The sequence below is a fragment of the uncultured Methanobrevibacter sp. genome (genome assembly GCF_902788255.1).
Classification (GTDB): Archaea; Methanobacteriota; Methanobacteria; order Methanobacteriales; family Methanobacteriaceae; genus Methanocatella.
On sequence record NZ_CADAJR010000033.1, the window covers coordinates 1 to 25794 of the forward strand.

The 25794-nt window shown below is 35.9% G+C and carries 24 protein-coding genes; 10 read left to right on the top strand and 14 right to left on the bottom strand.

Annotated elements, in window-relative coordinates; genetic code table 11:
- Window positions 1–190: 190 nt before the first annotated feature.
- Window positions 191–949 carry an alpha/beta fold hydrolase gene (locus QZV03_RS09450; RefSeq protein ID WP_296876185.1) on the top strand — a complete coding sequence of 253 codons (759 nt, stop codon included), beginning with the start codon at window positions 191–193 and terminating at the stop codon, window positions 947–949.
- A gap of 22 nt (window positions 950–971) precedes the next feature.
- Here the strand turns inward: QZV03_RS09450 and QZV03_RS09455 are convergent, their stop codons facing one another.
- The 8 genes from QZV03_RS09455 to eif1A form a co-directional block, all read right to left on the bottom strand.
- Window positions 972–1175: a heavy-metal-associated domain-containing protein gene (locus tag QZV03_RS09455; RefSeq protein WP_296876187.1), complete on the bottom strand. Its 204-nt coding sequence runs from the start codon at window positions 1173–1175 to the stop codon at window positions 972–974.
- A gap of 27 nt (window positions 1176–1202) precedes the next feature.
- On the bottom strand, window positions 1203–3068 hold the full coding sequence (locus QZV03_RS09460; protein ID WP_296876189.1) for a cation-translocating P-type ATPase: 1866 nt from the start codon (window positions 3066–3068) through the stop codon (window positions 1203–1205).
- A gap of 57 nt (window positions 3069–3125) precedes the next feature.
- A complete protein-coding gene (locus QZV03_RS09465; protein WP_296876200.1) occupies window positions 3126–3398 on the bottom strand; it encodes a metal-sensing transcriptional repressor in 273 nt (90 codons plus the stop codon).
- 126 nt (window positions 3399–3524) lie between these two features.
- Window positions 3525–4619, bottom strand: a complete 1095-nt coding sequence (locus QZV03_RS09470; RefSeq protein ID WP_296876202.1) for a DNA topoisomerase IV subunit A — start codon at window positions 4617–4619, stop codon at window positions 3525–3527.
- 9 nt (window positions 4620–4628) lie between these two features.
- On the bottom strand, window positions 4629–6335 hold the full coding sequence (gene top6B / locus QZV03_RS09475) for a DNA topoisomerase VI subunit B (protein ID WP_296876204.1): 1707 nt from the start codon (window positions 6333–6335) through the stop codon (window positions 4629–4631).
- A gap of 473 nt (window positions 6336–6808) precedes the next feature.
- Window positions 6809–7426: a KH domain-containing protein gene (locus QZV03_RS09480; RefSeq protein WP_296876205.1), complete on the bottom strand. Its 618-nt coding sequence runs from the start codon at window positions 7424–7426 to the stop codon at window positions 6809–6811.
- Window positions 7427–7554: 128 nt separating this feature from the next.
- Complete coding sequence (locus QZV03_RS09485; protein ID WP_296876207.1) at window positions 7555–8328, bottom strand: serine protein kinase RIO; 774 nt, start codon at window positions 8326–8328, stop codon at window positions 7555–7557.
- 27 nt (window positions 8329–8355) lie between these two features.
- Window positions 8356–8661, bottom strand: a complete 306-nt coding sequence (eif1A, locus tag QZV03_RS09490; RefSeq protein ID WP_116592325.1) for a translation initiation factor eIF-1A — start codon at window positions 8659–8661, stop codon at window positions 8356–8358.
- A gap of 109 nt (window positions 8662–8770) precedes the next feature.
- Here eif1A and glp point away from each other — a divergent pair, with 109 nt between their 5' ends.
- From glp to QZV03_RS09505, 3 genes are read left to right on the top strand one after another with little or no spacing between them, the layout of a single operon-like run.
- Complete coding sequence (gene glp / locus QZV03_RS09495; protein WP_296876210.1) at window positions 8771–9994, top strand: gephyrin-like molybdotransferase Glp; 1224 nt, start codon at window positions 8771–8773, stop codon at window positions 9992–9994.
- Between the two features lie 25 nt (window positions 9995–10019).
- Window positions 10020–10481, top strand: coding sequence for a GyrI-like domain-containing protein (locus tag QZV03_RS09500; RefSeq protein ID WP_296876212.1), 462 nt, complete (start codon window positions 10020–10022; stop codon window positions 10479–10481).
- An 8-nt stretch (window positions 10482–10489) separates the two neighbouring features.
- Entirely contained in the window at window positions 10490–10738 is a 249-nt protein-coding gene (locus QZV03_RS09505) for a hypothetical protein (RefSeq protein ID WP_296876214.1), read from the top strand.
- A gap of 21 nt (window positions 10739–10759) precedes the next feature.
- Here the strand turns inward: QZV03_RS09505 and QZV03_RS09510 are convergent, their stop codons facing one another.
- From QZV03_RS09510 to hypD, 3 genes are read right to left on the bottom strand one after another with little or no spacing between them, the layout of a single operon-like run.
- Complete coding sequence (locus QZV03_RS09510; protein ID WP_296876215.1) at window positions 10760–12067, bottom strand: TldD/PmbA family protein; 1308 nt, start codon at window positions 12065–12067, stop codon at window positions 10760–10762.
- Window positions 12068–12074: 7 nt separating this feature from the next.
- Window positions 12075–12779, bottom strand: a complete 705-nt coding sequence (locus QZV03_RS09515) for a phosphoglycolate phosphatase (RefSeq protein WP_296876217.1) — start codon at window positions 12777–12779, stop codon at window positions 12075–12077.
- Between the two features lies 1 nt (window position 12780).
- A complete protein-coding gene (gene hypD / locus QZV03_RS09520; protein ID WP_296876238.1) occupies window positions 12781–13827 on the bottom strand; it encodes a hydrogenase formation protein HypD in 1047 nt (348 codons plus the stop codon).
- Between the two features lie 79 nt (window positions 13828–13906).
- On the opposite strand from hypD, the gene QZV03_RS09525 reads away from it, so the two are divergent.
- Window positions 13907–15574, top strand: a complete 1668-nt coding sequence (locus QZV03_RS09525) for a cytidylyltransferase domain-containing protein (protein WP_296876220.1) — start codon at window positions 13907–13909, stop codon at window positions 15572–15574.
- A 1-nt stretch (window position 15575) separates the two neighbouring features.
- The gene (locus QZV03_RS09530) at window positions 15576–16628 is read left to right on the top strand and encodes an N-acetylneuraminate synthase family protein (protein ID WP_296876222.1); all 1053 of its coding nucleotides are present in this window, start codon (window positions 15576–15578) and stop codon (window positions 16626–16628) included.
- Window positions 16629–16685: 57 nt separating this feature from the next.
- On the opposite strand, the gene QZV03_RS09535 is transcribed toward QZV03_RS09530, so the two are convergent.
- From QZV03_RS09535 to QZV03_RS09545, 3 genes are all read right to left on the bottom strand, one after another.
- Window positions 16686–18224 carry an NERD domain-containing protein gene (locus tag QZV03_RS09535; protein ID WP_296876224.1) on the bottom strand — a complete coding sequence of 513 codons (1539 nt, stop codon included), beginning with the start codon at window positions 18222–18224 and terminating at the stop codon, window positions 16686–16688.
- Window positions 18225–18536: 312 nt separating this feature from the next.
- Window positions 18537–20111 carry a glycosyltransferase family 39 protein gene (locus QZV03_RS09540; protein WP_296876226.1) on the bottom strand — a complete coding sequence of 525 codons (1575 nt, stop codon included), beginning with the start codon at window positions 20109–20111 and terminating at the stop codon, window positions 18537–18539.
- Window positions 20112–20164: 53 nt separating this feature from the next.
- Window positions 20165–21007: a UbiA family prenyltransferase gene (locus QZV03_RS09545; protein ID WP_296876228.1), complete on the bottom strand. Its 843-nt coding sequence runs from the start codon at window positions 21005–21007 to the stop codon at window positions 20165–20167.
- 292 nt (window positions 21008–21299) lie between these two features.
- Between QZV03_RS09545 and QZV03_RS09550 the strand changes: the two genes are divergently transcribed.
- From QZV03_RS09550 to QZV03_RS09565, 4 genes are all read left to right on the top strand, one after another.
- On the top strand, window positions 21300–22394 hold the full coding sequence (locus QZV03_RS09550) for an inositol-3-phosphate synthase (RefSeq protein WP_296876230.1): 1095 nt from the start codon (window positions 21300–21302) through the stop codon (window positions 22392–22394).
- A gap of 151 nt (window positions 22395–22545) precedes the next feature.
- Window positions 22546–24267, top strand: coding sequence for a sodium-extruding oxaloacetate decarboxylase subunit alpha (gene oadA, locus QZV03_RS09555; protein ID WP_296876232.1), 1722 nt, complete (start codon window positions 22546–22548; stop codon window positions 24265–24267).
- A gap of 103 nt (window positions 24268–24370) precedes the next feature.
- Window positions 24371–25480: a tRNA-dihydrouridine synthase gene (locus QZV03_RS09560; protein WP_296876234.1), complete on the top strand. Its 1110-nt coding sequence runs from the start codon at window positions 24371–24373 to the stop codon at window positions 25478–25480.
- Between the two features lie 50 nt (window positions 25481–25530).
- Window positions 25531–25794: DUF447 domain-containing protein (locus QZV03_RS09565; RefSeq protein WP_296876236.1), on the top strand; the 264-nt coding region annotated here is incomplete at its 3' end.

Sequence of the window (25794 nt, forward strand, 5' to 3'; positions counted from 1 at the left end):
AATTTTAAAAATGATAAATTCTTAAAGGATAGTACACTAAAATACAATTTAATATTTTCATAATACTGATTTAAAGTATTATAATGAAATTCTTAAATTGACGGCATTGATTAATTTTTCTGTTCTGATTAACTGATTATAGTAATGTTTTAAATGGGAAAATGAGTATAATATATAAGGTGTGATGATTATGGTTAAAATGAATTTTAACATTGAAGGAAATGGAGAAACAATTGTTTTTATTCATGGCCTTTCTGATAACTTGATTTATTGGGAACCTTTAGTTGCAGGTCTTAAAAATGATTATAATATTATCAGATATGATTTGAGAGGTCATGGCAAGTCTGAATTGGGTGATGATGATATAAGTATTGATTTGTTAACTGATGATTTAAAGAATCTTTTGGATGAATTGGGTATTGAAAAGGTAAATTTGGTCGGATTTTCTTTAGGAGGAGCTATTTCACTAGATTTTACAGTAAAATATCCTTCTATGGTTTCATCTCTTGTTTTGATGTCAACAGCTCCCTGCATCAATTCTCATTCAAATGAAGTATTGGATAAATTTTCAACAGCCATCGATGAAAGTTTTGAAGAATTTTATGATTTCATCCTTCCGTTGGTATTGTGTCCGGACATTATCGAGGAAAATAGGGAAGAACTGGATTTAATAAAAGATGTTGCGTCAGCTTCTGTAAACAATTTAGCTATTAAAAAAGCTATTGATGCAACAAGAAAATTTGATATTGAGGATAAATTGGGTGAAATTGCCGCTCCAACATTAGTTTTAGCGGGAAAACATGATGGAATATTTTTAGTTTCGCAACAAAAAGAGATGCAGGATAATATTCAAAACTCCAAATTAGTTGTTTTTGATAATGTCAGGCATAATCTGCTGGTCGGTAAAAATATTGAAAAAATAACTGAAATTCTAAAAGAGTTTTTTTAAAAAATAAGAAAATAAAGTAGATTTATTCTACTTTAAAACCTGCCTCTTCGACAGCATCATTAATGTCTGCGTCACTTACGTCGCCGGACACTGTAATTGTTGTTACACCGGAATCTAAATCTGCTTTTGCAGAATCAATTCCATCAACATCCTCTAAACATAATTCAACAGCTTTTACACATGATGGGCAGTGCATACCCACTACTTTGATTTCTTTTTCAGCCATAATAAATCACCTTTTTGATGTAAATATTTATGTCATTCGATTATTTAAAGTTTTAGTTATGCCTAACTTTTTGCTTTTCATGTAATCCTTATCTGAAATTTTGTAGTTAATTAAGGTTGTTGAATATATGATTACTATCACGGATCCGATATTGTGAACCAATGCTCCGGCAATTGGTCCGAGTAGTCCCATAATTGCCAGTGCCATTGCAACGACATTCAATATCAGTGCAAATGCAATGCTTATGTTTATTGTCTTTATGGTTTTTCTTGCAATTCCAATTAAATGGGGAATGTCTTCTATGTTGTCCTTTATTAAGGCTATGTTTGCGGCTTCGACACTCACGTCACTTCCGATATTGCCCATTGCTATTCCGACATTTGCCTTTTTAAGTGAGGGGGCATCGTTTAGCCCATCACCAATCATTGCGATTTTGTTTCCAAGAATTTGTTCCTGTTTTATATAGTTCATTTTGTCTTCGGGCAGGCAATTTGCCCTTACTCTTCTGACTTTCACCTGCTCGGCTATTGCCTTGGCAGTCTTTTCATTGTCTCCTGTGAGTAAAGTGGTTCTGATTCTTAAACGTTTCAGCTGTTTGATTGTTCTTTTAGAGCTTTCACGCAATGTGTCGGCTAAAAGAACTTTTCCAATTACTTCATCTTCTTTTGCCACAAATATTTCAATTTCATTGTTTTCAGGTTCTTTATCATATTTTAAACTAATGTTTTCCTGTTTCAATAGCTTTTTATTTCCTGCAATGACTTTTAAGTTGTTCACTGTTCCGGTAACTCCCATCCCGATATGCATTTTGAAGTCATTAACTTCCGCTAATTCATTGCTGTCATAATATTTGACTATTGCTTTTGCAAGTGGATGTTCGGATTTGGATTCCAAGGAAGTGAGTAGATATAACATCTCTTTAGGTTTGTCGGATATGACCTCGACCACTTCGGGAACACCATATGTCAATGTTCCGGTTTTGTCGAATGCCAGCTCATCTATTCGGGACAACTCTTCTATGGACTCCCCATCTTTAACAAGAATTCCATGTTTTGTCAGGTTTCCAATGGATGCCATTATTGCTGTTGGTGTTGCAAGCACCAGTGCGCACGGACAGAATACGACCAGGATTGTAACTGATCTTATTACTTCAAATGTGAATAGGTATGTCAATATTGAGGCGGTAAATGCGATTACCACAATCAGGGTTGCCCATTTGTCTGCCTGTCTGACTATTTTGGAGTTTTCAGGAGAGGCGGATTCTACCAATTTTATCAGTCTTTGAAGTGCACTGTCTTCACTCACTTTTGTGGTTTCCATTGAAAACGATCCGTAAAGGTTTGTTGTTCCGCTGAATACTTGGTCATTTTCTTTTTTATCTACTGGCAAGGATTCTCCGGTTAATGTGGATTGGTCAATTGAGGTTTCACCGGCTATTATTGTTCCATCTGTTGGAATGCTTTCTCCTGGAAGCACTTTCAGTATGTCTCCTATTTCCACTTTTTCGACAGGGATTTTCTCTTCAATTCCATTTTTAATTCTTGTTGCAACTCGAGGAGTCATTTTGACAAGTTCCTCTATTCTTCCCTGAGTCTTTGATACGGTATATTCTTCTAGAAATCCTCCAATTGCCATGATTGTTGCAATTTCGCCCGCAGCAAAAACCTCTCCAATGATCACTGATGCGATGATTGCAATTGTTACGAGCAAATCTGCTTTGATATCAAATTCTGTTATTAATCCTTCAATACATTCTTTAAATATTGGTATTCCGCATAATGCCACTGCAATCCATGAAATGTAATTGATAGATAATGTGAAACTTAAAATCAGGCTTAATGCTGATAGTGCAATCAGTAAAATATCAATTTTCTGGTTCCTTGTCAGGTTCATTTTAACACCTCCCAGTATAGGTATACCCAATAGGGTATAAACTTATTTTAAAAAAAATTAAAGTCTGGAGTAATATTCTAGAATTGATGAAATGTCCCCTATTGCCTCATCGGCATCATTCTCTTCAATGGCCTGTTTGACACAGTGTTCGAGATGGCCTTCAACAATAATGTGCCCTACTTTATGCAATGCTGATTTTGATGCATTTATCTGCATTAATATCTGTTCGCAAGGTATGTCTTCATCGATCATTCTGTCAATTGCATTCAGTTGGCCGATGATTTTTTTGATTCTTCTGTGTAGATTTTCACTGTCCATGCATTCTTTCATATTTAACACATCCTATACCTATAGGGGTATATTAATTTTATAGTATATAAACATTATCTTTGATATATAATGAATTCTTGGTATGGTTGTATTTAAAAAAATAAAAAAAGGAGGAAAATATCAAGACTATGCTTGATTTTCCATTTCTTCAAATTTGGCTGGGAAATATTCGTCTACTACGTATTCCAAACCGTATTTTGAGAAAGATTGCTGTTCTGCTTTCTTACCGATTTTAAGCATTTTCTTGATTTCAGTTTGCCAGAAATCGCCTTTGTACCTTGGGTCTTTTGAAAGCTCTTTAAGTCTCATTACATCAACGTCTTTTAATTTATCTGTAGGTAAATCATAGTTGATGATGTCTGATGCGGTAACTCCAATGAATTTAGCATCTGGAGTTGCCAGGTCTGAGTTAACGTGAGCTAACTTTGCACTTCCGGAAATAATTACCTGTGCAATGTGGAATCCCCAAGGGTCTCCGTCGTTACAGATGTATACTGGTAAGTCAAGTTCGGTGTTCACTCTTTTAAGGAATCTTCTTGTAGCACGAGCTGCCTGTCCTTTAAGCCCAACAATTAAACAGTTAAATCTTTTGTGAGCATTCTCTTGTACCAACCTGTGGAACATTCCCATGGTTTCCACAGCTAATACTTTATCCACTTTGTGGTCAACGAAGTCCACCTGATCGATTGTTGGTGAGATAGTGTAACCGGATTTTCCCATTTTGGCGGCATTGACTTCTACTTCGTCTATTAAGGTAAGGTCTCCGTAAACTGATGCACCGTCTTCTTCTGGCATTAAACCTAATTCTTCACGTGTGGTACCTAAGGTTACTTCTAAGTCCTCTCCAACAATGTTTGATTCCTGCTGTGTTTTGAAACTTATTCCCCAACCTTCGGATACATAATACATTTCCCTGATTGTAGCTGTTTTTTCACGGGCTACGAGATCCTTACAGAAGTTACCTACATAAACCATTTGGCCCAATTTTCTGATTTGTTTAACATTACCTAAGGATCTTCTTCCGTATCTGTCTCCAAGCACATAGTACCTTTTAGCTTCATCGTAAATGATGTTTCCAGTACCTCTTGATGGGACTTTAACACTTGGCACTTTATTTTCTTCAATGGATTCAATAATTTCCTGACCTAATCCTTTAAGCTTATTGAGAGTGTACTGTTTTCTTTCTTCTTTATGTGATTCTCTGTTTTTTGTTTCACTCATCTAAATCACCTAATCTTCAAAACCATCTTCTACATCATCTTCTTCGAAGTTGTCTAATGCGGATTGACCTTCTTCAACTGCATGGCCGTACTCGTCAACTTCCTCCATGATGATTGCATCAAGTTCTTCTTCTTCCTCGTCTTCTTCAACCTTTTCACCAAGCAGTTCTGCAAGAGCCCTTTTGGTAACCTTTGCAAGCACTTCATGATATTCTGGAACTCCGGTTTCACCAAGTTTTGCAGCTTCTTCGATAATCACTGGAACGTATTCTTCGAATACTTTTGAACGTTGTTCTTTTTCTTTAGCTGCTCTTTTAGCCCTTAAGTGTTTTTGTAATTGGCGGGCTAATTTCATTGTTGCCTGTCTGATTTCGTGCACGATTTCAGGTTCAGGGGATACACTTTGCTTACCGGTTGAAAGATAAGGTACCTGAGTTGAAATAATGTTAACAAATAATGTTAAAGGAGTGTTGTCCATATCTTTAAGACCGTAACGTTTCCAGTCAATACTTTTGAGCGCTTCTGTAATTGCACAGCTTCCTGCATCGAATGTTAATGGGACTCTGTTTGCAAATCTCATGATTTCAGATTTTCTTTTCTCATTAACAACTCTTCCGGAATCTCCACCGTATGCAAGTCCCGCTTCGATAATGAATGATACACCACCTGCATAGGTAACAGGTTTTCTTGTGATTGTGGTAACGAATTCAGGTTTTAGGATTTGCTTCATACCCTTTTCGATTTGCTCTGATCCGATTGGTATAAGTCCGTCGGTTGGTGGTGCCATGAATTTCATTTTCTTGAAGCAGTGCACAATAGCTTCCGCTTCTGGGAATGTCATATCTTTTGGACGTTTGTTCATGTCGATTCCAGTCATTTCTGCAATTTCATCCACTCTTTTAGCTGACATTCTTGACATTGAAGATGTTAACATACTTTTGTATCTTCTGCTATCGGTATTTTTTGCCATGGTCATTAAATCGTCAGCGCTTACTCCTTTAGGGTGTGGCAATACTTCTTTTGGTTGTACTGGAACAACATCTGCCGCCCTCTTAAATATATATTTGTGTCCTGATGGATCTCTGAATGTGATTTTTGCATGAGGGTTTCCAATCATGGTTCTTCTGATGTATTCGAAAGCACCCTGTTCTGCAAGAGAGTATGACACGTCTTTAAATTGCAGTTCAATGCATACTCCTGTTGATTCAGCAGGATAGTCTTCTCTTTCCATCAAAATTCCACGGTTGTTTTCCACATCCATCTGGAATTTCATTTTTACCCCTTTAATTTCATCGCCGTCTTTGTAGCATGAAATTACACGGGCAGGTTTACCGGTGGTCATCTGTGAAAGCAGTACACATCCACTACAACCTAAACCTTGCTGTCCTCTGGATTGGATGTTTCTGAATTTTGATCCTGCAAACATCATACAGTATACCTGCATCACATAGTCTTCAGGAATTCCCGGACCGTTATCCTTATGTCTTAGGATATAATGTTCCTTATCGACACGTTTTAATTCAATATCGATATCTGGCAGAATTCCGGATTCTTCAGCTGCATCAAAACTGTTTGTAATCAATTCGTGGAAAACAATTGTTAGGGAACGTATTTTACCTGTAAATCCTAACATCTGCTTGTTCTTTCTAAAGAATTGGGATGGTGTTAACCTTTGAAAGTCCTCTTCCCAATCAAGTCCTAATTGTTCTTGAGCCAAAATTTTTCCTCCTTTAAAATTATATGTTTAAATGTATTATGTTGGTTATATTTAAATGAAGTGAGAGAGCATTTGAAAACTAATATTCATACCCTACCCTATCTGTCTTGTTTAAATATGTGGTAAAATAATAATTTAAAAACATGTAAAGAATATAGTATTTGTACTATGCTATCTATATATGTTGGTTAAAGTATATAAAAGTTTTCTGGTAAAATATTTTTTTTATAGCAAAGTTTAATTAAATGGCTATTAATTGGGTAATATTTCTTTGATAAGAATATTGTGGCTTATCGGGTCTTGATATCTGAAATAACAAAAAAGTTGTCTGACCTTGTAAAATTGTTCTAGCTTTGTAAAATTGCTCTGATTTATATGTAAAGCTTTTATAAGTTATTTAAACAGATGTTATTTCCATGATATTCATCAATAATATTAAAAAATAGTAAAATAGGTTTTAGGAGTAATAACTCCTAAAAATCATTCTCATCAAAGTCTATGCCGTCCTTGAATTCGATTTTATCGTCTTCAATTCCGACAAGATCCTTGAATTCTCTCATTTTCAAGTCTTCTTTTTTATGTTCCAAAAATCCGTAGACGGATTTGTGTCTTGATCCGTTAAGTATCATTTCAATGGCTTCCTTTGCAACCATGATGTTGTCCATCTCACCGATGAGTGAAACGGTCTTTCCATAGATTGCCATATCAACTTCAGCCATTTCCATGATTATTTCACGTGTTTTTCCGTCTTTTCCAATGATTCTACCTTTGTGTCTTGCAAGGGCCTTTTTGGATTTTCCAATGTATAATGGCAAACTTATAACTTCTAAATAAATATCATCACTCACTAGCTTGAGGGCAACTTCCGGATTGAATCCTCGTGCTACCGCTTTTACTATGTGATTTGCATTCCAGACTCCTAATGGGTCTTCCATGTCATCTCTAGGTGTGATATATACTGTACCTTCATCGCTGTCAATGTCAAGGATGGTTCCAGTTGCTTTTTCAATGGATTTTTTAACATTACCATTGCTTCCGATTAAAGCCCCCACTCTGTTTTGAGGTATTTTCAAATAATCTGTTTCTGGCATAATATCACCTTTTAAATAGAATTATTAATATTTTTCTAGTTTGGAATGTTTAAATGTTTTGATTAGGGGTTGAAAAAATTAGTTTGTTATTATATGTCGGTGTATGAAATCTTTCATAATAATTGAGCCTAAAATTTAGGATTGACATATTCCCATACTTCTTCAAAACTTGTTTTCACGCCAAGTTTTGTGTATTCGCGAATGAGGGTGTTTATGTCCCTTTCAAGCAGTTCCTTTGAAATCGGGTTGTCAAGGACCACTGACTGTGAAACGTCTATTATGACCGGTTTTTCATCTAAATTCAGTATGTTGTAATTTGACAAATCCCCATGAACCAGTTTCGCTTCGTTTACAAAGAGTTTAAGTTGAACCAATAGCTGATTCCAGAAGTCATCGGGATTTTGTGGTGGCTGGTTTTTAACGGGCTGTGCCGGGTTTCCATCCTCGTCTCCAATGAATTCGATTAACAGAACATTGTTTGCACTTGTAATCGGTTCGGGAACATTCACTCCTGCGGAATGGAGTCTGGTTAAGTTCTTGAACTCTTTTGTAACCCAGGAGTATATGATTTTTCTTTTGTTTTTGGTTTTTACGTTAAATCTCGGATCTCCTTTGAGATAGTAATCCATCTTTTTAAAATCAGATGTTGCAATCCTGTAGATTTTCACTGCAACGAATTTTTCATCATCGGTGATGCCGGTAAGCACATTCGCTTCCTTTCCGGTACTTATTGCACCATTTAAAATATCAATGTATCCTTGGTTAGCCAGCTTGTACAATGTCTCTAAAGTAATCTTGTCGAAGATTTCGTTTCCGGTTTTTCTCTCAGAATTGTCTTTTCTTCTTTTTTCTGAGTGGATTTTTGCATGTTTCTTGTCTGCTTTAGCTACTTTCGGATCCATTAAAATCAAAAAAATAAGTAGGTAAGACTACATTTTTAGGTAGCCTTTTCTTTCAAGCCAGTTGGACTCGGTTTTTGTGTATCTCCAAATGACGTCTGCCTTTTCGTCAGATTGAAAATCCCACGGTTTTACTAAAATGACGTCTCCTTCACGAATCCAAATACGTTTTTTCATTTTTCCAGGGATTCTGGTCATTCTAATATTTCCGTCTGCACAACGAACTTTTAACTTTCCGTGTCCCATGATTTGTTCGACTATTCCAGGTATTTCTCCTTTTTTAGGAGTCCTTACTCTTCTATATTCTTGTTGTTGGTTGTTATTAGGTTTAGACAAATACTCTCCTCCAAATAATAATACAATTTTTCTCCATAAGATTAAATTATTTATATTTATATCAATATATTATATATTAATTTATTGTATTTTTTATAAACGTGGTATAATGGGAACTGAATTTTTAAAAATTAAAGAATGTGATGAAGCTATTGATATTATTCAAAAATTATTTGATGAAAACTTGACAGCTCAAAGCGAAGAAATTGATGTCGGCGAAGCTTACGGCAGGATATTGTTTGAGGATGTCTATTCCAGAATGGATTTTCCTCCATTCGACAAGACACTGAAGGATGGTTTTGCCATTCTCTCATCAGACAGCTTTGGTGCATCCGAAGAGTCACCAAATACTTTGGAGGTAATTGACTTTTTGGAAGCGGGTGCAACTACCGATAAAAAGGTCGAGAAGGGTAAGTGCATTGAAATCAGTACAGGTGCGGCCATGCCTGAGGGCGCTGATGCTGTGGTAATGGTTGAATATGCCGAAAAGATGGACGGTGAGGTTAATTTATTAACCACTGCTGTGCCTACACAGGATGTTGCCAAAAAGGGTTCCGACATTGAAGAGGGTAACCTTATCCTTAAGAAGGGCGATTTCCTGAATCCTGGAAAGATCGGTGTTTTGCTCTCCCAGGGTTTTGAAACAATTGAAGTTTACAAAAAACCGAGTGTTGGTATACTCTCATCCGGAAATGAAATCACACTTCAGGGTGAAGAACTTGAATATGGAAAAATCTATGACGTAAATGGCGGAATGATTAAAAACGATGCAGTTTCCTGTGGTGCAGATGCCAAATTTTTAGGGGTAATGCATGATGACTATGATGAGGTCAAGGAAAAAATCACAAGTGCCCTTCAGGAAGTTGATGTGCTATTCTGCTCCGGTGGAACTTCAGCCGGTCTTGGAGATGTTTTAAAGCATGTTCTCGATGAGCTTGGTGAAGTTTACATTCACGGTATTTCAGTTCAGCCAGGTAAACCGACAATCGTTGGTGTAATCGATGGCAAGATTGTCATAGGTCTTCCTGGAAACCCTGTTTCCGCACTCATGATATTCAATGCATTTGTAGCCGAACCTCTAACAAGGCTTGCAGGTATTGACAGGAACTTTGAATTGGATACCATCAAAGGAAAAATCACAAAAAGAATCCATTCCCAGGTTGGAAGGATGCAGTATCAGCTTGTTAGGGTTGAAGGAGACGAGGTCCATCCTATATTCAAGGATTCAGGAGCTATATTCTCACTGTCTACAGCAGACGGTTATGTGAAAATTCCAAAACTTGTCGAACTTGTTGACGAAGGCGAAGAAGTAGAAGTTTATTTATTCAATTAAGGTTATAATTTAAGTAGGTGTTATTATGGATTATGAAGTAAAAGTAATTCCAGAACAAAAATTAGGAGTAATTAATTGTAAAACTCCAATTGAAGAGTTAGGAGTATTTTTATCAATATTGATGGGTTGGGTTGATGCTGAAGAGATTGAAACTGAAGGAGAACCTTTCATCGTTTATTTCTCACCAAGACATGAAGTCAACCAGGGTGATGTTGTTTATGATGTGAGCATTGCCATAAAAGATGATGCTGATGAAACCGACAGGATTCGTGTCGTTGACATGATTGAAAATAAGGTATTGGCAGGTAAGCATTACGGTCCTACAGACAATATCATGGATACCTATGCTCAATTGGTGGAAGTGGCTCAGGCCAATCATTATGATATCATAGGTTCACCTAAAGAGGTTCTCATTAAAAATTTCCACAACTGTGATGACGAAAAGGAATATATTACAGAAATTCAGTTGCCTATCATTGAAATGTAGGTGATATCATGGCTAAAAAAGAAGTGGATATTGAAAAGGAAGTTGAAAGGCTTTCTAGAAAATCCAATATAAAAATGAGAAAAACAGAATATTCCTATACCAAGCGACTACAAAGATTGGACAAGGAAATTGACCGTGCGGTCAATGATAAAATTAAATTTTTCGATGAAAATAACGAGATTAATCAGGAGTATTCGGAACTTGAGTTCAAACACGATACCATTAATAGGTATAGAGAAAAATTAAAAAAAATCTAATTTTTCTCAAATCTCTTTTTTTTACTGACCAACCACTCTTAAGTTATGAACTAAGAGTTTTGGAATTATGAATGAACCGTATTGTTTGATTTCGGATTTAAGACCTTCAACGTTTTTCATGATTTCAAATATGTTTCCTGAAATCATTGCCTTGTTGATCGGATCTGTCAACTCACCATTTTCTATTTTAAATGCATTGCTAGCTTCTACTGAAAAGTCCCCAGAGATTGGATTTGCGGTATGTGCTCCCAATACACTGGTTGTTAAAACTCCGTTGTCAATTTCAGAGAGGTCTTTCATTTCATCGAACTTGAATTCAAGGTTTGTTGGTGAAATCATAGGTGTTGTGAGATAGGTTCCTCTCATTCCGTTTGAGGTAGTCTTTACGCCTTCACAGTTTGCAGTGTAGATGTCATAGATAAATGAGTTCAATTTTCCGTTTTTGATTAAGTCGGTTTTTTGACTTGCACTGCCTTCCCCGTCACATTTGCAGGTCAGCATTCCCTTTTCAAGAAGGGGATTGTCGGTAATTGTTAAGTTGGTGTTTGCGATTTCCTGACCGATTTTATCTTTCAGTATGGATCTCCCTCTTCTGATGTTTTCACCATCGAATGCATTTATGAATGTGTTCATGAGCCCTACTGCAGCATAATAATCGAGAACTACGCTGTAATCTCCAGTTTCTACAGGTTTTGTGTCAAGTGAGCTTTTTGCCAGATTGCATACTTCATTGGCCAGTTTTTCACCATCGATATCAAAGAATCTTGAGGATTGGGAATTGTATGCTGTTGCAATCTTGCCTTCCTTTTGGATAATTACGGACAGTCCTAATCCAAATCCGGTTCCCTTATCTTCTATTGAAACTCCGTTTGAATTCACAATCAAGGATCTTCCGGCACTAGCGCTGAAACCTGAACCTGTCACTTCACATCCGCTGTCATTGGCCATGTTGATTGTGTCTTTTAGAAATTCAACTGATTCATCAAGGCTCAAATCCTTGAATTTATTATCATAAACTTTCTTAACGTCTGGAACTGTTTCAACTTCTGCAAATGCATAATTTTCATCAGTTTTGGTCAGTTTTGTATTTTCAATGGCCTGAAGGGCGGTTTCGCTCACTTTGTCCATATTTGAGGTAAAAGCAAAACCCTGTCTGTTGTCTTTAATTACTCTAACTGCAATGCCCAATTCAATTTCTTCTTTTGCAAAATTGAGCTCATCTTTACGTGAATCCAGTTCTATAGTTTTGTTTTCATCTAGATAAATCTCGTAATCGTCACATTTGTTTTCTAGTGTTTTTTTCACATCTTCTGCAATTTCGTATATCATCTTATCACTACAATACAAATTTTTCAATAGCTTCTTTTACTCCGTCACCAAAGAAATTTTCACAGGTGTATGTGCTTATTTCTTTTAATTTGTCATCCGCATTGCCGACTGCTATCTTGTGGCCAACTTCCTTTAGGAAATCCTCATCGTTCTGACTGTCTCCGATGGCCATTACATTTTCCATGTTTATTCCGTTTCTTTCACACAGGTATCTTAGTGAGGTTCCCTTGTTGACACGCTTGTCGGTAATGTGGAGTGCAAAGCCGCTGTCATATATTTCAAGATTGTCCTTGTATTTGAAATCATTAAGTGCATCTTCTATGACTTTCTTGTCAATGGTCTTGTAGAATACTGTTTCGGTCAATCTGTACATGTTGTCATGGGATGCGTGTCTGTTGAACTCTTCGCCCAGCTTTTCTTTAAGGTGGTCTTCAGCTGAAGTTACAAAGTCTCTTTCAACCATTGTTTCAACTGCATTGTTGTTTTCACCTTCCTTGAAGACAACTCCTCCGTTTTCTGCTACAAGTCCTCCGCTGCATCCTATTGACACTTCTATGGCATATGCATAATTGACGACATTCCCAGTCACTATGATTGTGGGAATTCCCTTTTCTTCGGCTTTTCTTAATGCTTCAATTGCTGATATGCAGATTTGTCTTTTCTCGTCAGTTATTGTTCCGTCAATGTCTACTGCAATTGCTTTTATTGCCATTTTATCCCCTTGAGTATCTGTGTGCAATGTTACATGTTCCTTCCTTACTTACCATACATGCTCCTATTGGGTGTAGAGGATTACATGCCTTTCTGAAGAGTTTGCAGTCTTCAGGTCTTGCAAGACCTCTTAAAATAGGTCCGCAGATGCATCCTTTAGGAGCTTCTGTAACATCCTTGACTTCAATGTCATATTTTTCACGGGCGTTGAAGTCAGCGAATTCCTTTTTGACTTCAAGAATGGAATTTGGTATTTTTGGAAATCCTCTCCATTCCCTTGATTCAACGTCAAACACCTGTTCGATCATGTCTGTTGCAACGGTATTTCCTTCTTCTCTAACTGCCCTTTTGTATTCGTTTTCTATTTTTGGTGTTTCATTGTGAATTTGTCTTAAAATCATGTACACTGACATTAGAATGTCTAATGGATTGAATCCCGCTACTGCCTGTGGGATACCATAGTCTTTTGAGAAGTATTCGAATGGTTTGGTTCCGATGATTGTACATACATGTCCAGGTTGGATTAAAGCATTTAGGCTTGTTTCACCGGAGTTGATTAAAAAGTCGATTGCAGGTGGAATCAGTCTGTGACATGAAAGCACTGAGAAATTTTCAGGAGGTGTTGCAAGAAGTTCCGCTGCGGTTGTAGGGGCGGTTGTTTCAAAACCTGCAGAGATGAAGGCAACATCATTGTCTACCTTTTCAGCTATTTCTATTGCTCTGTTGATTCCATATACAACTCTCACATCTCCACCTTCAGCTTTTGCATCTGCAAGGGATCTTTCTGAACCCGGTACTCTTAACATGTCTCCGAAAGTGGTGATAGTAACTCCCTTATCGATAAGTTCCAATGCCTCATCAATTTCACGTGATGGAACGACACATACAGGACATCCCGGTCCTGCAATGATTTCCACTTCCTCTGGAAGCAAACTTCTTATTCCGTTTTCCATTATTGTATGTTCATGAGAGCCACACACGTGCATTATTTTTACAGGGGTGGCCAATTCATTGATTTTATCTAAAATTTTTTTTGACATTTCTTTCATAGTCATATTAGCACCGAAGATTTAATATTATATTGTAAATATATTATTATTGTATTAATTAAATTTTATGGGATTAATCATGTTTAACAATAATAAAATTCTGGTAGTTATCCCTGCAAGAGGAGGTTCAAAAGGTATTCCTCGTAAAAATATACGTTTGCTTGATCATAAACCTTTAATCTCCTATTCCATTGACATAGCAAAGTCATCTGATTATGTTGATGATGTCGTGGTTTCTACTGATGATTCTGAAATTGCATTGTTGTCAGAAAAGTTCGGAGCAAGTGTCATCAGACGTTCTCCTGAGTTGGCTGGCGATGATGTATCTCTTGACCCTGTTGTATATGAGGCAATGGTTCAAAAAGAGAAATTGACTTTTGATGAATATGATATTGTAATCACACTTCAACCAACATCTCCGTTACTCAAAACATCAACTCTTGATGCTGCAATAGAGAAATTTGAAGATTTTGCTATAGATACTGTTCTTTCTGTTGTTGATGATAGGCGTTTGAGTTGGGGATATGATGAAGCAAATGAAAGATACTTCCCGAATTACATAGAAAGAAAAAACAGGCAATACTTACCTAAGGATTTCAGAGAAACAGGAGCAATCCTAGCAACACGCAGACAATTCGTACATGAAGATTCACGTTTAGGAACTAATCTTGATTTGATTGAAGTTTCACGTCAAGAAAGTGTTGACATTGACAATTATGAGGATTGGTGGATTGCAGAAAAATATCTTCAAAAGAAAAAGATTGCAATTGTTGTAAATGCTTATGATGAGATTGGAACCGGACATATGTACAGATGTCTGTCAATTGCATCCCAACTTGTTTTCCATGATGTTCTGTTCCTGCTTGACGAACAGCATCAACTTGGAATTGACCTTGTTGACAGTTACAATTATCCTTTTAAGCTTTATGACGGTGAAGATGACTTATTAAATATTTTAAGGGAATATTCTCCACAATTGGTGATTAATGATATATTGGACACAACCGCTGAGTATGTCACATCTTTAAAGGATGAAGGATTTTTCGTTGTAAACTTTGAGGATTTGGGAACAGGCACTGCAGTTGCCGATGTGGTGTTTGATGCACTATACGAACACGAAATCGGTGAAGATAGGGTATTTACAGGCCATGAATATTATGTCTTGAGGGATGAATTCTACTTCCAGCCTCAAAAGAGTATTACTCAGGCAGTAAACAATGTTCTGATTGCATTTGGAGGAACTGACCCTAATAATTTTACAGAAAAGGTAATCGATTCCATTTTATCCACAAATTATGAAGGAAGAATCAATGTGGTATTGGGATTGGGATATGATGGTTTGGAAAGGCTGATTGAGAAATACGAACCAAATCAATCCGTTCAGATTTATAGGGATGTCTCAGATATCAGTGAATTCATGTTTAAGGCAGACATCATATTCACTTCTGCCGGAAGAACAATGTATGAGGTCTGTTCACTGGGTGTTCCAACAATATGCATGTGTCAAAATGATAGGGAAATGTCACATGTCTTTGCAAATGAAAACAACGGTTTTATAAACCTGGGGCTCGGGACTGAAATTGGAATGCAGGAAATCATTGACGCATTTGTGAATTTGGTAAATAACTTTGAATTGAGGGTAGAAATGAACCAAAAAATGCTCGATATTGATTTAAAAAACGGCTTTGAAAATATTTGGGCAATCATTCGTGCAGAATACCGTAAGTTTATCTTGAAGAGGACTTAATATGAATATTTTTAACAAATATCCTTATCTGATTGCTGAGATTGGTGTCAATTTTTATGACATTGCTCAAAAGGAGGGCATGTCAGATATGGATGCGGCCAAATTCATGATTGATGAGGCTAAGAAATGCGGTGTCGATGCTGTTAAGTTTCAGTCTTATAAGGCAGATACTATTGCATCAAAAAATTCTTCTGCCTATTGGGACCTTTCAGAAGAGCCCACACCATCTCAATATGAGTTTTTTAAAAAATTCGACAAGTTTGGTGTGGATGAATATCGTGAACTTGCTGAATACTGTCGGCAGGTTGGAATTGCATTCATGTCAACTCCCTTTGATTTTGAATCTGCAGATTATCTGGATGAGTTTATGGATGTCTACAAGATTTCATCATCTGATTTGACTAACATTCCATTTATCAAACATATTGCAAGCAAAAACAAACCTATTCTTCTTTCAACAGGAGCATCAACTATAAATGAAATCAAACAGGCTGTAAATGCAATTGAGGAGGTTTCAACAGTTGATATTGCAATAATGCACTGTGTATTATCATATCCGACAGCATATGAGGATGCCAACTTGCTGATGATTAAGGATCTGGCTGAAAACTTTCCGGATTATGAGATAGGTTATTCTGACCATACAAAACCAGACAAGGAGATGGCAGTACTAACAACTGCCTACAATTACGGTGCTAAAATACTTGAAAAGCATTTCACCCTTGACAAGACTTTACAGGGCAATGACCATTATCATGCAATGGATCCCGTTGATGTAGTCAAATTCCAAGACAATATTAAATTTTTATCAAGGATTAACGGTAAACGCAACAAGCAACCATTAATCTGTGAATCGTCATCAAGGCGTCAGGCAAGAAGGTCTATTGTTGCGGCCAGGGATATTGGTAATGGTGAAATTATCACTTATGATGATTTGACTTTCAAGCGTCCTGGAACAGGAATCTATCCGTCAGAAATTGAAAATGTAGTTGGAAAAACTGCAAAAGTGGATATTGCGAAAGATTCCATACTTAATTTTGAGATGTTAGAGTGATGTTGGTGTTTTGAGAACATTAGTCTATATGATTCTAACAGTTTATAAAAAAAGAAATTAAAATTCTGCAGAACAGTCTGCAGAATATTTGCTGAGTAAAACAGCACATTTGTCGATGGTTTCTTGATCTAATTTGATTGTGCTAGTTTTGATTTTATTCAAGAGTTCTTCCATAAATAAGTCTTCATCAGTCAAAGGCATATTTATTACAACAACTTCATTGTTGATAAAACCAACTAGCGGTTCAACAAAGCAATTTTTGATATTATTATCATTCAAGAAGTTAATTAAATCTTCACCCAAAGTAAGTGCTTTTTGTTTGATTTTATTGTCCTGTGAAAATTTAGCTTGTTTGGTAGTGTATCTAAATCTTCTTTTGTTTCCGTCATAAGGAATCTCTTCAATTTTATCTTCATCCAATTCAGCTGAACCAATCATATTCAAGTTTTCATTTTCAGCTTCCAATCTTAATTTTGGATTGTATTTTTGTGATAATAATGCATAGATTCCAGTCGGACCTACAACAACGTGGTTGATACCAGAATGGGATGTAGGAGTTTTTAAATTATAGAATACATAGTATTCTTCTGAGAGAGTTAATAAGTGTTCTCTGATTATTCTTGTTCTCTCTTCAGTTTCTTTTACATCTCTTGTCTTGTAAAGTCCAAAGATAAGCATTATGACTCCAATAAATATGGTGACAATTCCAATACCACTATTTATTAAAAGAATTTCAATAATACTTATGAAGAAAATAGCTATACCAACAACAAGTATGATGTTGTTTGTGTCCAGGGCACTTGGGTCAAATCCAGGGTCAGGATTTTTGATGGAATTTTTCTCAGGGATTATGTCACCATTATCCGGTTCGGTTATGCTTATCTTATCGAATATGCTTTCGGAAGATTTCTTTGATTTAGAATCATCCGGATAATATTCCTTCATGCTTTTGAAAAATTCGTTTTTAAGGAAATTTTTCAATACATTGTAGTCATTTGTTTTTGGGATTGCAAATTCTTTTCCAAATTTGGATAAGACCGCATCTGGAATTGTGGTTCTCGCAGTTTTTGGAATAATTTCTTCTGCTTCAAGTTCTTCTTCTTCTCTTTTTTCATCATCTGCAATTCTTAACATATGTTCTTCTGAAAAAAAGTCTCCAAGTTTGTCCGTAAATGATTTTAAAGAACGATCTGGTTCTTCATTTGTTAATTCTTCAGATGTTGGTTTTCCAACTTTAGATTCATGTCTGATTGTCTCAATCTCTTTTTGCCTTTCTTCAAGATATTTGTCCAATTCTTTGTTCATTTGGTCATCCAAATATCTTAGAGAACCTCCACAACTGTCACATTCATAATCAAGTATGCTGTCGCTACTTTTGATTTTATATTTCAATCCACAGTCTTGACATTGAACAATATATGAATTGTCATACCTGAATGAGTCAGTAAATGTTGATTCGGCTTTGGGTTGATTATCAGAGTATTCATCTAAATATTCTAAGTCACCTGCACATGAAGAACACTCAAATGTTGTGATATCGTCATCATCATCGAGTTGGTATTTTGCACCACAGTTCTTACAGCATACAACTTTCATAATATCCTCTTAAAATTGCTTTTATGTTATATTTTTTAATTTTTTTTTGTTATATATGTTTCTAATATCATCGATGCATTTTTTGTATATGCTCTCTATCTGCTTTTCAACCTTGTTACAAGTACAGGCATTTTCTATTAATTGTCTTCAGGTTTGTCCAAACTCTTCAGATAAATTATCATTATTTTATAATGTTTTTATATATTTGAGTGACTCACTTTCATTAAATTCGCAAAAAAAGGTTATAATTGTCCTTTTTTGTCGAGTATATGTTCGCTGACAAAAGAGGACATAACTTTAATAATATTCATTTTAGACAATTTTTTCATATATGTGAATGTTATCGATTTCTTTTATTTCAGTATAGTTGGTAACGTTATCCAATACTCTATTTGAGATGTAGTACGTTGCATTGCAGGAATCGATTAGTGCTTCATCGGTACTTGATATTGGAAGAAGGTTTTCCCCAAGCCACCAGTTGAATGCCCTTACATTAAACACTCCAATGCTCATGTTTTCATAATCAGGATTGTTGTCTTTGATATAATCTGAAACATCCTCTATTGCCATGAACTCGTGGGTTTTCTCAAAGGTCATGGTAAATGTGAATGCCTGAATAAGGAACAGTGCTATCAATATCAGAGGGATGATGTTTTTGTTTATTTTGATTTTTTCATTTATTGTATCTATTGAAAGCAAGAGGAAATAGATCACTGCCGGAAATATTGGCAATAAGTATCTGTTTACCTTTATTGGATAATAACTGTAGAAGATTATGTTTGAAAAAATCCATGCCAGCATGAAATAAACGGTTTTATGTTCACTCTCGCGGCCCATAAAGTAGATGCCGATTAGAACCAGCAATGTGGTAACTATTGAGCTTATTCTTGTAAAGCTTAAAATCGCCAGTATAAAGAATGCAATTGGAATAAGGTCTTTTTTTTCAAATCCTCTTCTATTGTTGTAAATCCACAATCCCATTCCAAGTATTATGATTCCAATAACTGCCCAGGATAGTGGTGTGGCATTTTCAAGGGTAGGATTTCCCTCCATTGTTGTATTTGTGTTTGAAATGAAATTGGCGAAATTTGAAACATAATATGCTACGTCCGGATTGTATGCAGGATCCTTTTGTGAACCCAATGTTCCACTGATTCCGCCGGATATCTCTCCACTGGCACCGAACTGTCCGCTTCCCATTGTATAAACAGTTCCAATTACAATAATTGCGATGACCAGTCCGAGTAGAATTCCTTTTATAATTTCTTTTAAGTCCTGTGATTCTAATTTAAATCCTTTTTCATGAATGTAATATAAAAGCATCGCCGGAAGTACAAGAAGTACTGTATATCTTGTAAATATTGCTAAAACCGCAAACAATATTGCAAATTTGTAGAATTTGGGATTGTCCTTGATTGCGATAATTGCAAGCAGTGCAGTCCAGATTATCATTGACACTGCAGGAATGTCCAAAGTACCGTTTGCAAACCATGTCAAATAAAGTGATAAGGATGAATATACTATGCATCCGGTCAGGCTCAGTATTTCATTGAAATATCTTTTAAGCAGTATGTAAAACCCGATGTTTCCGAAAATTGCGATTGCTCCTGTCACTATATATATCGCAAGCTTGTCGACAAGGCCCAATCTGAATAATATTGATGTCAAAAAGCAGACTAACGGGGATAGGTAGATTGTTCCTGTAGAACGTATGTTTTCTCCTGTGGAATAGTAAATCGCATTTAGAAGATACACATAAACGTCCGAACAGTATATTCCAAAATTATAGTTAAATATTATATAATTGCAGGTTAGTGCAATGCTGAATATTGTAACTATAGCCAAGTAGTAGTAATCTTTTTTATTTAAATTAAAATCTTTTAACATTATACTATTATTTGTTATTTTGATAATAAAACTTTTTCAAAGATATTTTAAAATCAGAATGAACCGACAGCAAATGCAACGAATGCGATAAGCATTCCGATCTTTAAAAATTTAGATGATTTTCCTGCAGTTTTTTCATCCTGTGATTTGACAATTATTGCAGCGCTGTATAGGAATAAAATTACTGCAACTGCTATTATGACTAGATATAATACTCCAAATACATGGTAAAAATATAATAAAGGACATAATGCGCAGTCAATCAAAATCAGTACTGTTGCAAGCAGTGCCGGGATTTTAGTCCCAATCATTATAGGTAAGGTTTTTGCTCCGTCTGCCTTGTCTCCTTCAATATCCTCTATATCTTTTATTATTTCACGTGCGGTTGTCATGACGAATGCAAAGAATCCCAAAAATATTGAGGTCATTATGATGTTTGGGTTGTTTATGCAGAATCCTCCGAACACGAATCCGAAACCTGTCATGAATCCGACAGCAAGGTTTCCAACCAATGGGGTTGACTTTAGCCTGTATGCATATAGGTATAGTACGATGTCTGCAAAAAGCACAATGCCTAATGGGATCCAGTTGTTTGTAATGTAGCTAATTAAAAATCCGCATACCGTTCCGGCTAAAAAGAGAAGGTATCCATACTTTTCACCGTTTTCAAGTGAAATTCTGCCTGAGGGAATCGGCCTTTCGGGTTTGTTTATCAGATCAATATTGTAGTCGAAATAATCATTTATAACATTTCCGGCAGCGGTTTCAAAAAATACCGCCATCATTGCCAAAATTATTGGTATGCTTAAAGTTTTATCAATCAATGCAACTAAAATGATTGTTATTGCACCCATAAGGGCATTTCCAGGTCTTAAAATTTCAATATATGGATTCATACTGTTTCCTCAAATTTTTTTCCGCAACATTTTAGGTTATCATTATAATATTTGGAATAATAATCATATAACTTTTTTTTATACTGAGTGCATTGAAACACGATTCACATAGAACCTATTACGCAAATATCTTTCGATGATGCAATCGTTTATCTTAAAAAAATTTTGAATTCAAATAACTTTAATTTAAATTGCTGCAAAACAATAATTATATAAAGTATATTAGATAACATAATATTAGTATTTTATTTATTAAAGTATAATTTTATTAATTTATTAGCTGGTGTTTATATTGGATAAAATAAAAATAGCGATTGTAGGATTAGGGAATTGTGCAAGTTCTTTAATCCAAGGAATATATTATTATGAAGGTAAAAATCCTGAAGATGCAATAGGATTAATGCATTGGGATATTGGAGGTTACACTCCAAGTGATATTGAAGTTGTAGCTGCTTTTGATGTGGATGCAAGAAAAGTTGGAAAAACCATTGATGAAGCAATATTTGCAAAACCAAACTGTACAACAATATTCCAGAAAGACATTCCAAAGACTGATGTTAAAGTAAGCATGGGTCACGTTTTAGACGGTGTGGCCGAACACATGTCAAAATATGATGATGAATACACATTCGTCGTAAGTGACGAGGAACCTGTAGATGTTGTAAGCGTCTTAAAGGAAAGCGGTGCTGAAATATTAGTAAACTACTTGCCTGTAGGTTCTGAAGAAGCAGCAAGATACTATGCTCAATGTGCTCTTGATGCAGGAGTTGCATATGTTAACTGTATGCCCGTATTTATCGTAAGTGATGATGAATGGGATGCTAAATTCAAAGCAAAAGGAATTCCTATTGTTGGTGACGATATTAAAGCTCAAATCGGTGCTACTATCACACACAGAACACTAGCTAGTTTATTCATGGATAGGGGAGTTAAATTAGACAAGACCTATCAAATCAATACTGGTGGTAACACTGACTTCTTAAACATGCTTAATCGTGAAAGACTGGACTCCAAAAAGGAATCCAAAACAGAAGCTGTTCAATCCGTATTAACTGAAAGAATGGATGACAGAGATATTCACATTGGACCTAGTGATTATGTCCCATGGCAAAATGACAACAAGTTATGTTTCCTTAGAATGGAAGGCCGCACATTTGGTGACGTTCCAATGAATATTGAACTCAGATTAAGTGTGGAAGACTCTCCAAACTCTGCTGGATGTGTAATTGATGCTGTAAGATGTTGTAAAATAGGTTTAGAAAGAGGCATTGGTGGACAATTAACTTCAATTTCCTCATACACCATGAAACATCCTCCAATTCAATTCACTGACGATGAAGCATATCAAAACGTTGAAAAATTCATTTCCGGAGAACTGGAAAGATAATTTTTCAATTTCTACTTTTTTTTAACTTTTTTTCTTTAACTTTTTTTCATTTCCTATTTTTGACCCAATTTTTATATATTACAAAAAACAAATATCATAGTTGGATAATTTATGATTATTTAATAAATTAAAATAGAAAGAGGTGTAATTAATGGCAAAAGTAAGATTTACAGAAACAGCTCTTCGTGATGCTCACCAATCCTTGCTTGCAACTCGGATGCGTACTAGGGACATGATTCCTATTGCTGAAGTGATGGATAAAGTTGGATATTTCTCTGTTGAAGCTTGGGGTGGAGCTACTTTCGATACCTGTATAAGATATTTAAATGAAGATCCATGGGAAAGGTTAAGACAACTCAAAGCTGAATTTAATCACACTCCTATCCAAATGCTTTTAAGGGGACAGAATTTGGTAGGTTACAAACACTATCCTGATGATATTGTAACAAAATTCGTAGAAAAATCATATGAAAACGGAGTGGACGTTTTTAGAATATTCGATGCTTTAAACGATATTAGGAATATGGAGAAAGCAATTAAAGTAGCTAAAGATCAAGGTGCTCATGTACAGGGAACAATAAGTTATACAATAAGTCCTGTACACTCATTAGATAATTTTGTAGAGCTTGCAAAAGATCTGGAAGCACTTGATTGTGATTCTGTAGCTATTAAGGACATGGCTGGTTTAATCACTCCAACTGACGCTTATAATTTGGTAACAAAATTGAAAGAAGAGACTGATTTGCTTGTAGATTTGCATTGCCACTGTACCAGCGGAATGACTCCAATCAGTTATTATGCTGCCTGTCAGGCTGGTGTGGACATTTTGGATACTGCCATCTCACCTCTTGCCTGGGGTACTTCACAGCCTCCAACCGAAAGTATGGTTGCAGCACTTCAGGGAACAGAATTTGACACCAAACTTGACATGAAATTGTTGACAGCAATCAAAAAATACTTTGATGATTTGAAAACCAAATATGGCTGTTTGATTGACCCAATTTCAGAAAGTGTGGACACTAATGTATTGCTGTACCAAATTCCTGGTGGAATGCTTTCAAACCTCATTTCACAATTGAAAGAGCAAAACGAAATGGGCAGATACCATGATGTGCTGGATGAGATGCCTCGTGTCAGAAAAGATATGGGATATCCGCCACTCGTAACTCCAACAAGTCAGATTGTTGGTATTCAATCAGTAATGAATGTTTTAGGTGGAGAAAGATACAAAACTGTATCAAATGAGGTTAAAGAATACATGAAAGGAATGTATGGTAAACCTCCAGCTCCTGTTGACCCTGAAATATCAAAACAAATTCTCGGTGATGAGGAAGTAATCACCTGCAGACCAGCAGACCTGCTTGAGGATGAATTTGAAAAATTCAAATCAGAAGGTGAAGAGGCAGGATTTGTAAAATCCGATGAAGATGCTTTAACATATGCATTATATCCTCCAATCGCTCCAAAATTCCTTAAAGGTGAAGCTGAAGAGGAAAAACTTTGTCCTCCTGTATCTGAAGCCGGTCAGGTTGTCATCAGTGATAAGATTCCAAACGAATACAATGTTGATGTGGATGGAGACATATTCAATGTTAAAATCCTGCCTACTGGAATCGAAATCGGAACCGGTGGGGGCGACGACGACCCTTGTAAGGATAAGGAAGGAGTTATCCTGTCTGAAATGCAAGGTGCTATCATCAAGGTCAACGTTGAGGTTGGCGATGAAGTCAGTGCCGGTGATGTCATCTGCGTTATAGAAGCTATGAAAATGGAAAACAATATCCAATCCGAAGTTGACGGTGTTGTTGAAGAGATATTTATAGCTCCTGGTGATGAAATCAAAAAAGAAGGATGCTTAATGGTAATCAAATAGATTACCTCTTATTTCTATTTTTTTAGTAACTTTAAACTTACTTATTGATTTATATATTTTTAAGGCTTAATTAATTTATATACTTATTATTTTGGCGATTATTATGAAGGATATTTTTGATGAAGTGGAATTTGGAGATTTTAAACTTAACAGTAGAATTGTAAGAACAGGAACATGGGAAACTGAAACTGAGGAAGGAGGATTTCTCTCACCTGCAATTTATGACAGATATGAAAAGATTGCAAGTTCAGGAACCGGTTTAATCATATCTGAAATGTTTGTATTGGATCATAAGGACCGTTTCGCTCCATACTCATCAAGCCTGAACTATGTTGGATTCGTTAAGGATTATAAGATGATAACCGATATCTGCCACAACCATGATGTTCCGGTTTTAGGTCAATTGGCTTTCTTTTACTATGATGACGGTGACAACCAAAAGGCTGAAGCAAATGACTTGACTCTTGAAGGGATAAGGAAACTCCAGGCGGAAGTGATAATGGCTGCCAAAAAATTCTCATTTGCAGGTTTTGACGGTATTCAAATTGATATGGGAAACAATTTCTACCTGACAAGGTTCATTAATCCTTACTTCAATCAAAGAAAGGACCAATACGGTGGAAACACTGAAAACCGTGTAAGAATCGCTTCTGAAATCATCAAGGTCATCAAAAAGACCATGCCTGGTTTCCATGTAAGTATACGTATCAATCCGTGGGATGTGAGAAAGGACGGAATGACTGCTGAAGAAAGCCTTAATGTGGCAAAGGAACTTGAAAAAGCCGGTGCTGACAGTATTCAATTGACTGCACGTACAATATCCTATTTATATGATGGGGCTGAAAAAAATCCATTTTTGATATATGTTGACAAATTGATTGATGAGGTTGACATTCCGGTCATTTTGGGTGGATCCCTAAGGGATATGGCTTCAATGAATGATGTCTTAAACCACACTGATGTTGAGTTCATGTCAATGTCCAAACCGTTTGTTGCACAGCTGACTTTTTGGCAGACTGGAAGGCAAACGGCAAAGGCGAGTCAATATGTCAAAGCTGCAACAACTGTTACAGTAAAAAGACCAGTACCTGCTTTAAATATTAGGCAGTACTGTTGTTTATTTTATTTTTTTACCTATTTTTTGGCTTTTTCTTTTTTCTTCTATTTAAAATCATATAAAATCAAAGAATTTTCGACAATAATTTTTAATTAGATTAAGAATAGATAGTAATATTGAAAATGTAAATTAGTAGGGATGATAAAATGGCTATTGATTTGACAGATATTGGAATTGTAGAAGGACAGAAATATGAGGGGATTTACACTACCATGAGCAAGGAGGGTGTAAAAAATGCCGCTCCAATAGGAATTGTATGCAAAGGCAAAGACAAGCTTGGATGCAGGCTTTTTGTCGGTACCCAAACCCTGAAAAACATTATGGAAACCCGGAAATATGTTGTAAATATTACTTTTGATCCTATAAATTTTGTAAATTCAACCATCGGAAACCTGGAAATTGATGAGTTT

What these genes read in the sequence shown, in the direction of transcription:
- QZV03_RS09450 (WP_296876185.1), top strand. Translation starts at nt 191, where the DNA reads ATGGTTAAAATGAATTTTAACATTGAAGGAAATGGAGAAACAATTGTT.
- QZV03_RS09455 (WP_296876187.1), bottom strand. Translation starts at nt 1,175, where the DNA reads ATGGCTGAAAAAGAAATCAAAGTAGTGGGTATGCACTGCCCATCATGT.
- QZV03_RS09460 (WP_296876189.1), bottom strand. Translation starts at nt 3,068, where the DNA reads ATGAACCTGACAAGGAACCAGAAAATTGATATTTTACTGATTGCACTA.
- QZV03_RS09465 (WP_296876200.1), bottom strand. Translation starts at nt 3,398, where the DNA reads ATGAAAGAATGCATGGACAGTGAAAATCTACACAGAAGAATCAAAAAA.
- QZV03_RS09470 (WP_296876202.1), bottom strand. Translation starts at nt 4,619, where the DNA reads ATGAGTGAAACAAAAAACAGAGAATCACATAAAGAAGAAAGAAAACAG.
- QZV03_RS09480 (WP_296876205.1), bottom strand. Translation starts at nt 7,426, where the DNA reads ATGCCAGAAACAGATTATTTGAAAATACCTCAAAACAGAGTGGGGGCT.
- QZV03_RS09485 (WP_296876207.1), bottom strand. Translation starts at nt 8,328, where the DNA reads ATGGATCCGAAAGTAGCTAAAGCAGACAAGAAACATGCAAAAATCCAC.
- glp (WP_296876210.1), top strand. Translation starts at nt 8,771, where the DNA reads ATGGGAACTGAATTTTTAAAAATTAAAGAATGTGATGAAGCTATTGAT.
- QZV03_RS09500 (WP_296876212.1), top strand. Translation starts at nt 10,020, where the DNA reads ATGGATTATGAAGTAAAAGTAATTCCAGAACAAAAATTAGGAGTAATT.
- QZV03_RS09505 (WP_296876214.1), top strand. Translation starts at nt 10,490, where the DNA reads ATGGCTAAAAAAGAAGTGGATATTGAAAAGGAAGTTGAAAGGCTTTCT.
- QZV03_RS09510 (WP_296876215.1), bottom strand. Translation starts at nt 12,067, where the DNA reads ATGATATACGAAATTGCAGAAGATGTGAAAAAAACACTAGAAAACAAA.
- QZV03_RS09515 (WP_296876217.1), bottom strand. Translation starts at nt 12,779, where the DNA reads ATGGCAATAAAAGCAATTGCAGTAGACATTGACGGAACAATAACTGAC.
- hypD (WP_296876238.1), bottom strand. Translation starts at nt 13,827, where the DNA reads ATGAAAGAAATGTCAAAAAAAATTTTAGATAAAATCAATGAATTGGCC.
- QZV03_RS09525 (WP_296876220.1), top strand. Translation starts at nt 13,907, where the DNA reads ATGTTTAACAATAATAAAATTCTGGTAGTTATCCCTGCAAGAGGAGGT.
- QZV03_RS09530 (WP_296876222.1), top strand. Translation starts at nt 15,576, where the DNA reads ATGAATATTTTTAACAAATATCCTTATCTGATTGCTGAGATTGGTGTC.
- QZV03_RS09535 (WP_296876224.1), bottom strand. Translation starts at nt 18,224, where the DNA reads ATGAAAGTTGTATGCTGTAAGAACTGTGGTGCAAAATACCAACTCGAT.
- QZV03_RS09540 (WP_296876226.1), bottom strand. Translation starts at nt 20,111, where the DNA reads ATGTTAAAAGATTTTAATTTAAATAAAAAAGATTACTACTACTTGGCT.
- QZV03_RS09545 (WP_296876228.1), bottom strand. Translation starts at nt 21,007, where the DNA reads ATGAATCCATATATTGAAATTTTAAGACCTGGAAATGCCCTTATGGGT.
- oadA (WP_296876232.1), top strand. Translation starts at nt 22,546, where the DNA reads ATGGCAAAAGTAAGATTTACAGAAACAGCTCTTCGTGATGCTCACCAA.
- QZV03_RS09560 (WP_296876234.1), top strand. Translation starts at nt 24,371, where the DNA reads ATGAAGGATATTTTTGATGAAGTGGAATTTGGAGATTTTAAACTTAAC.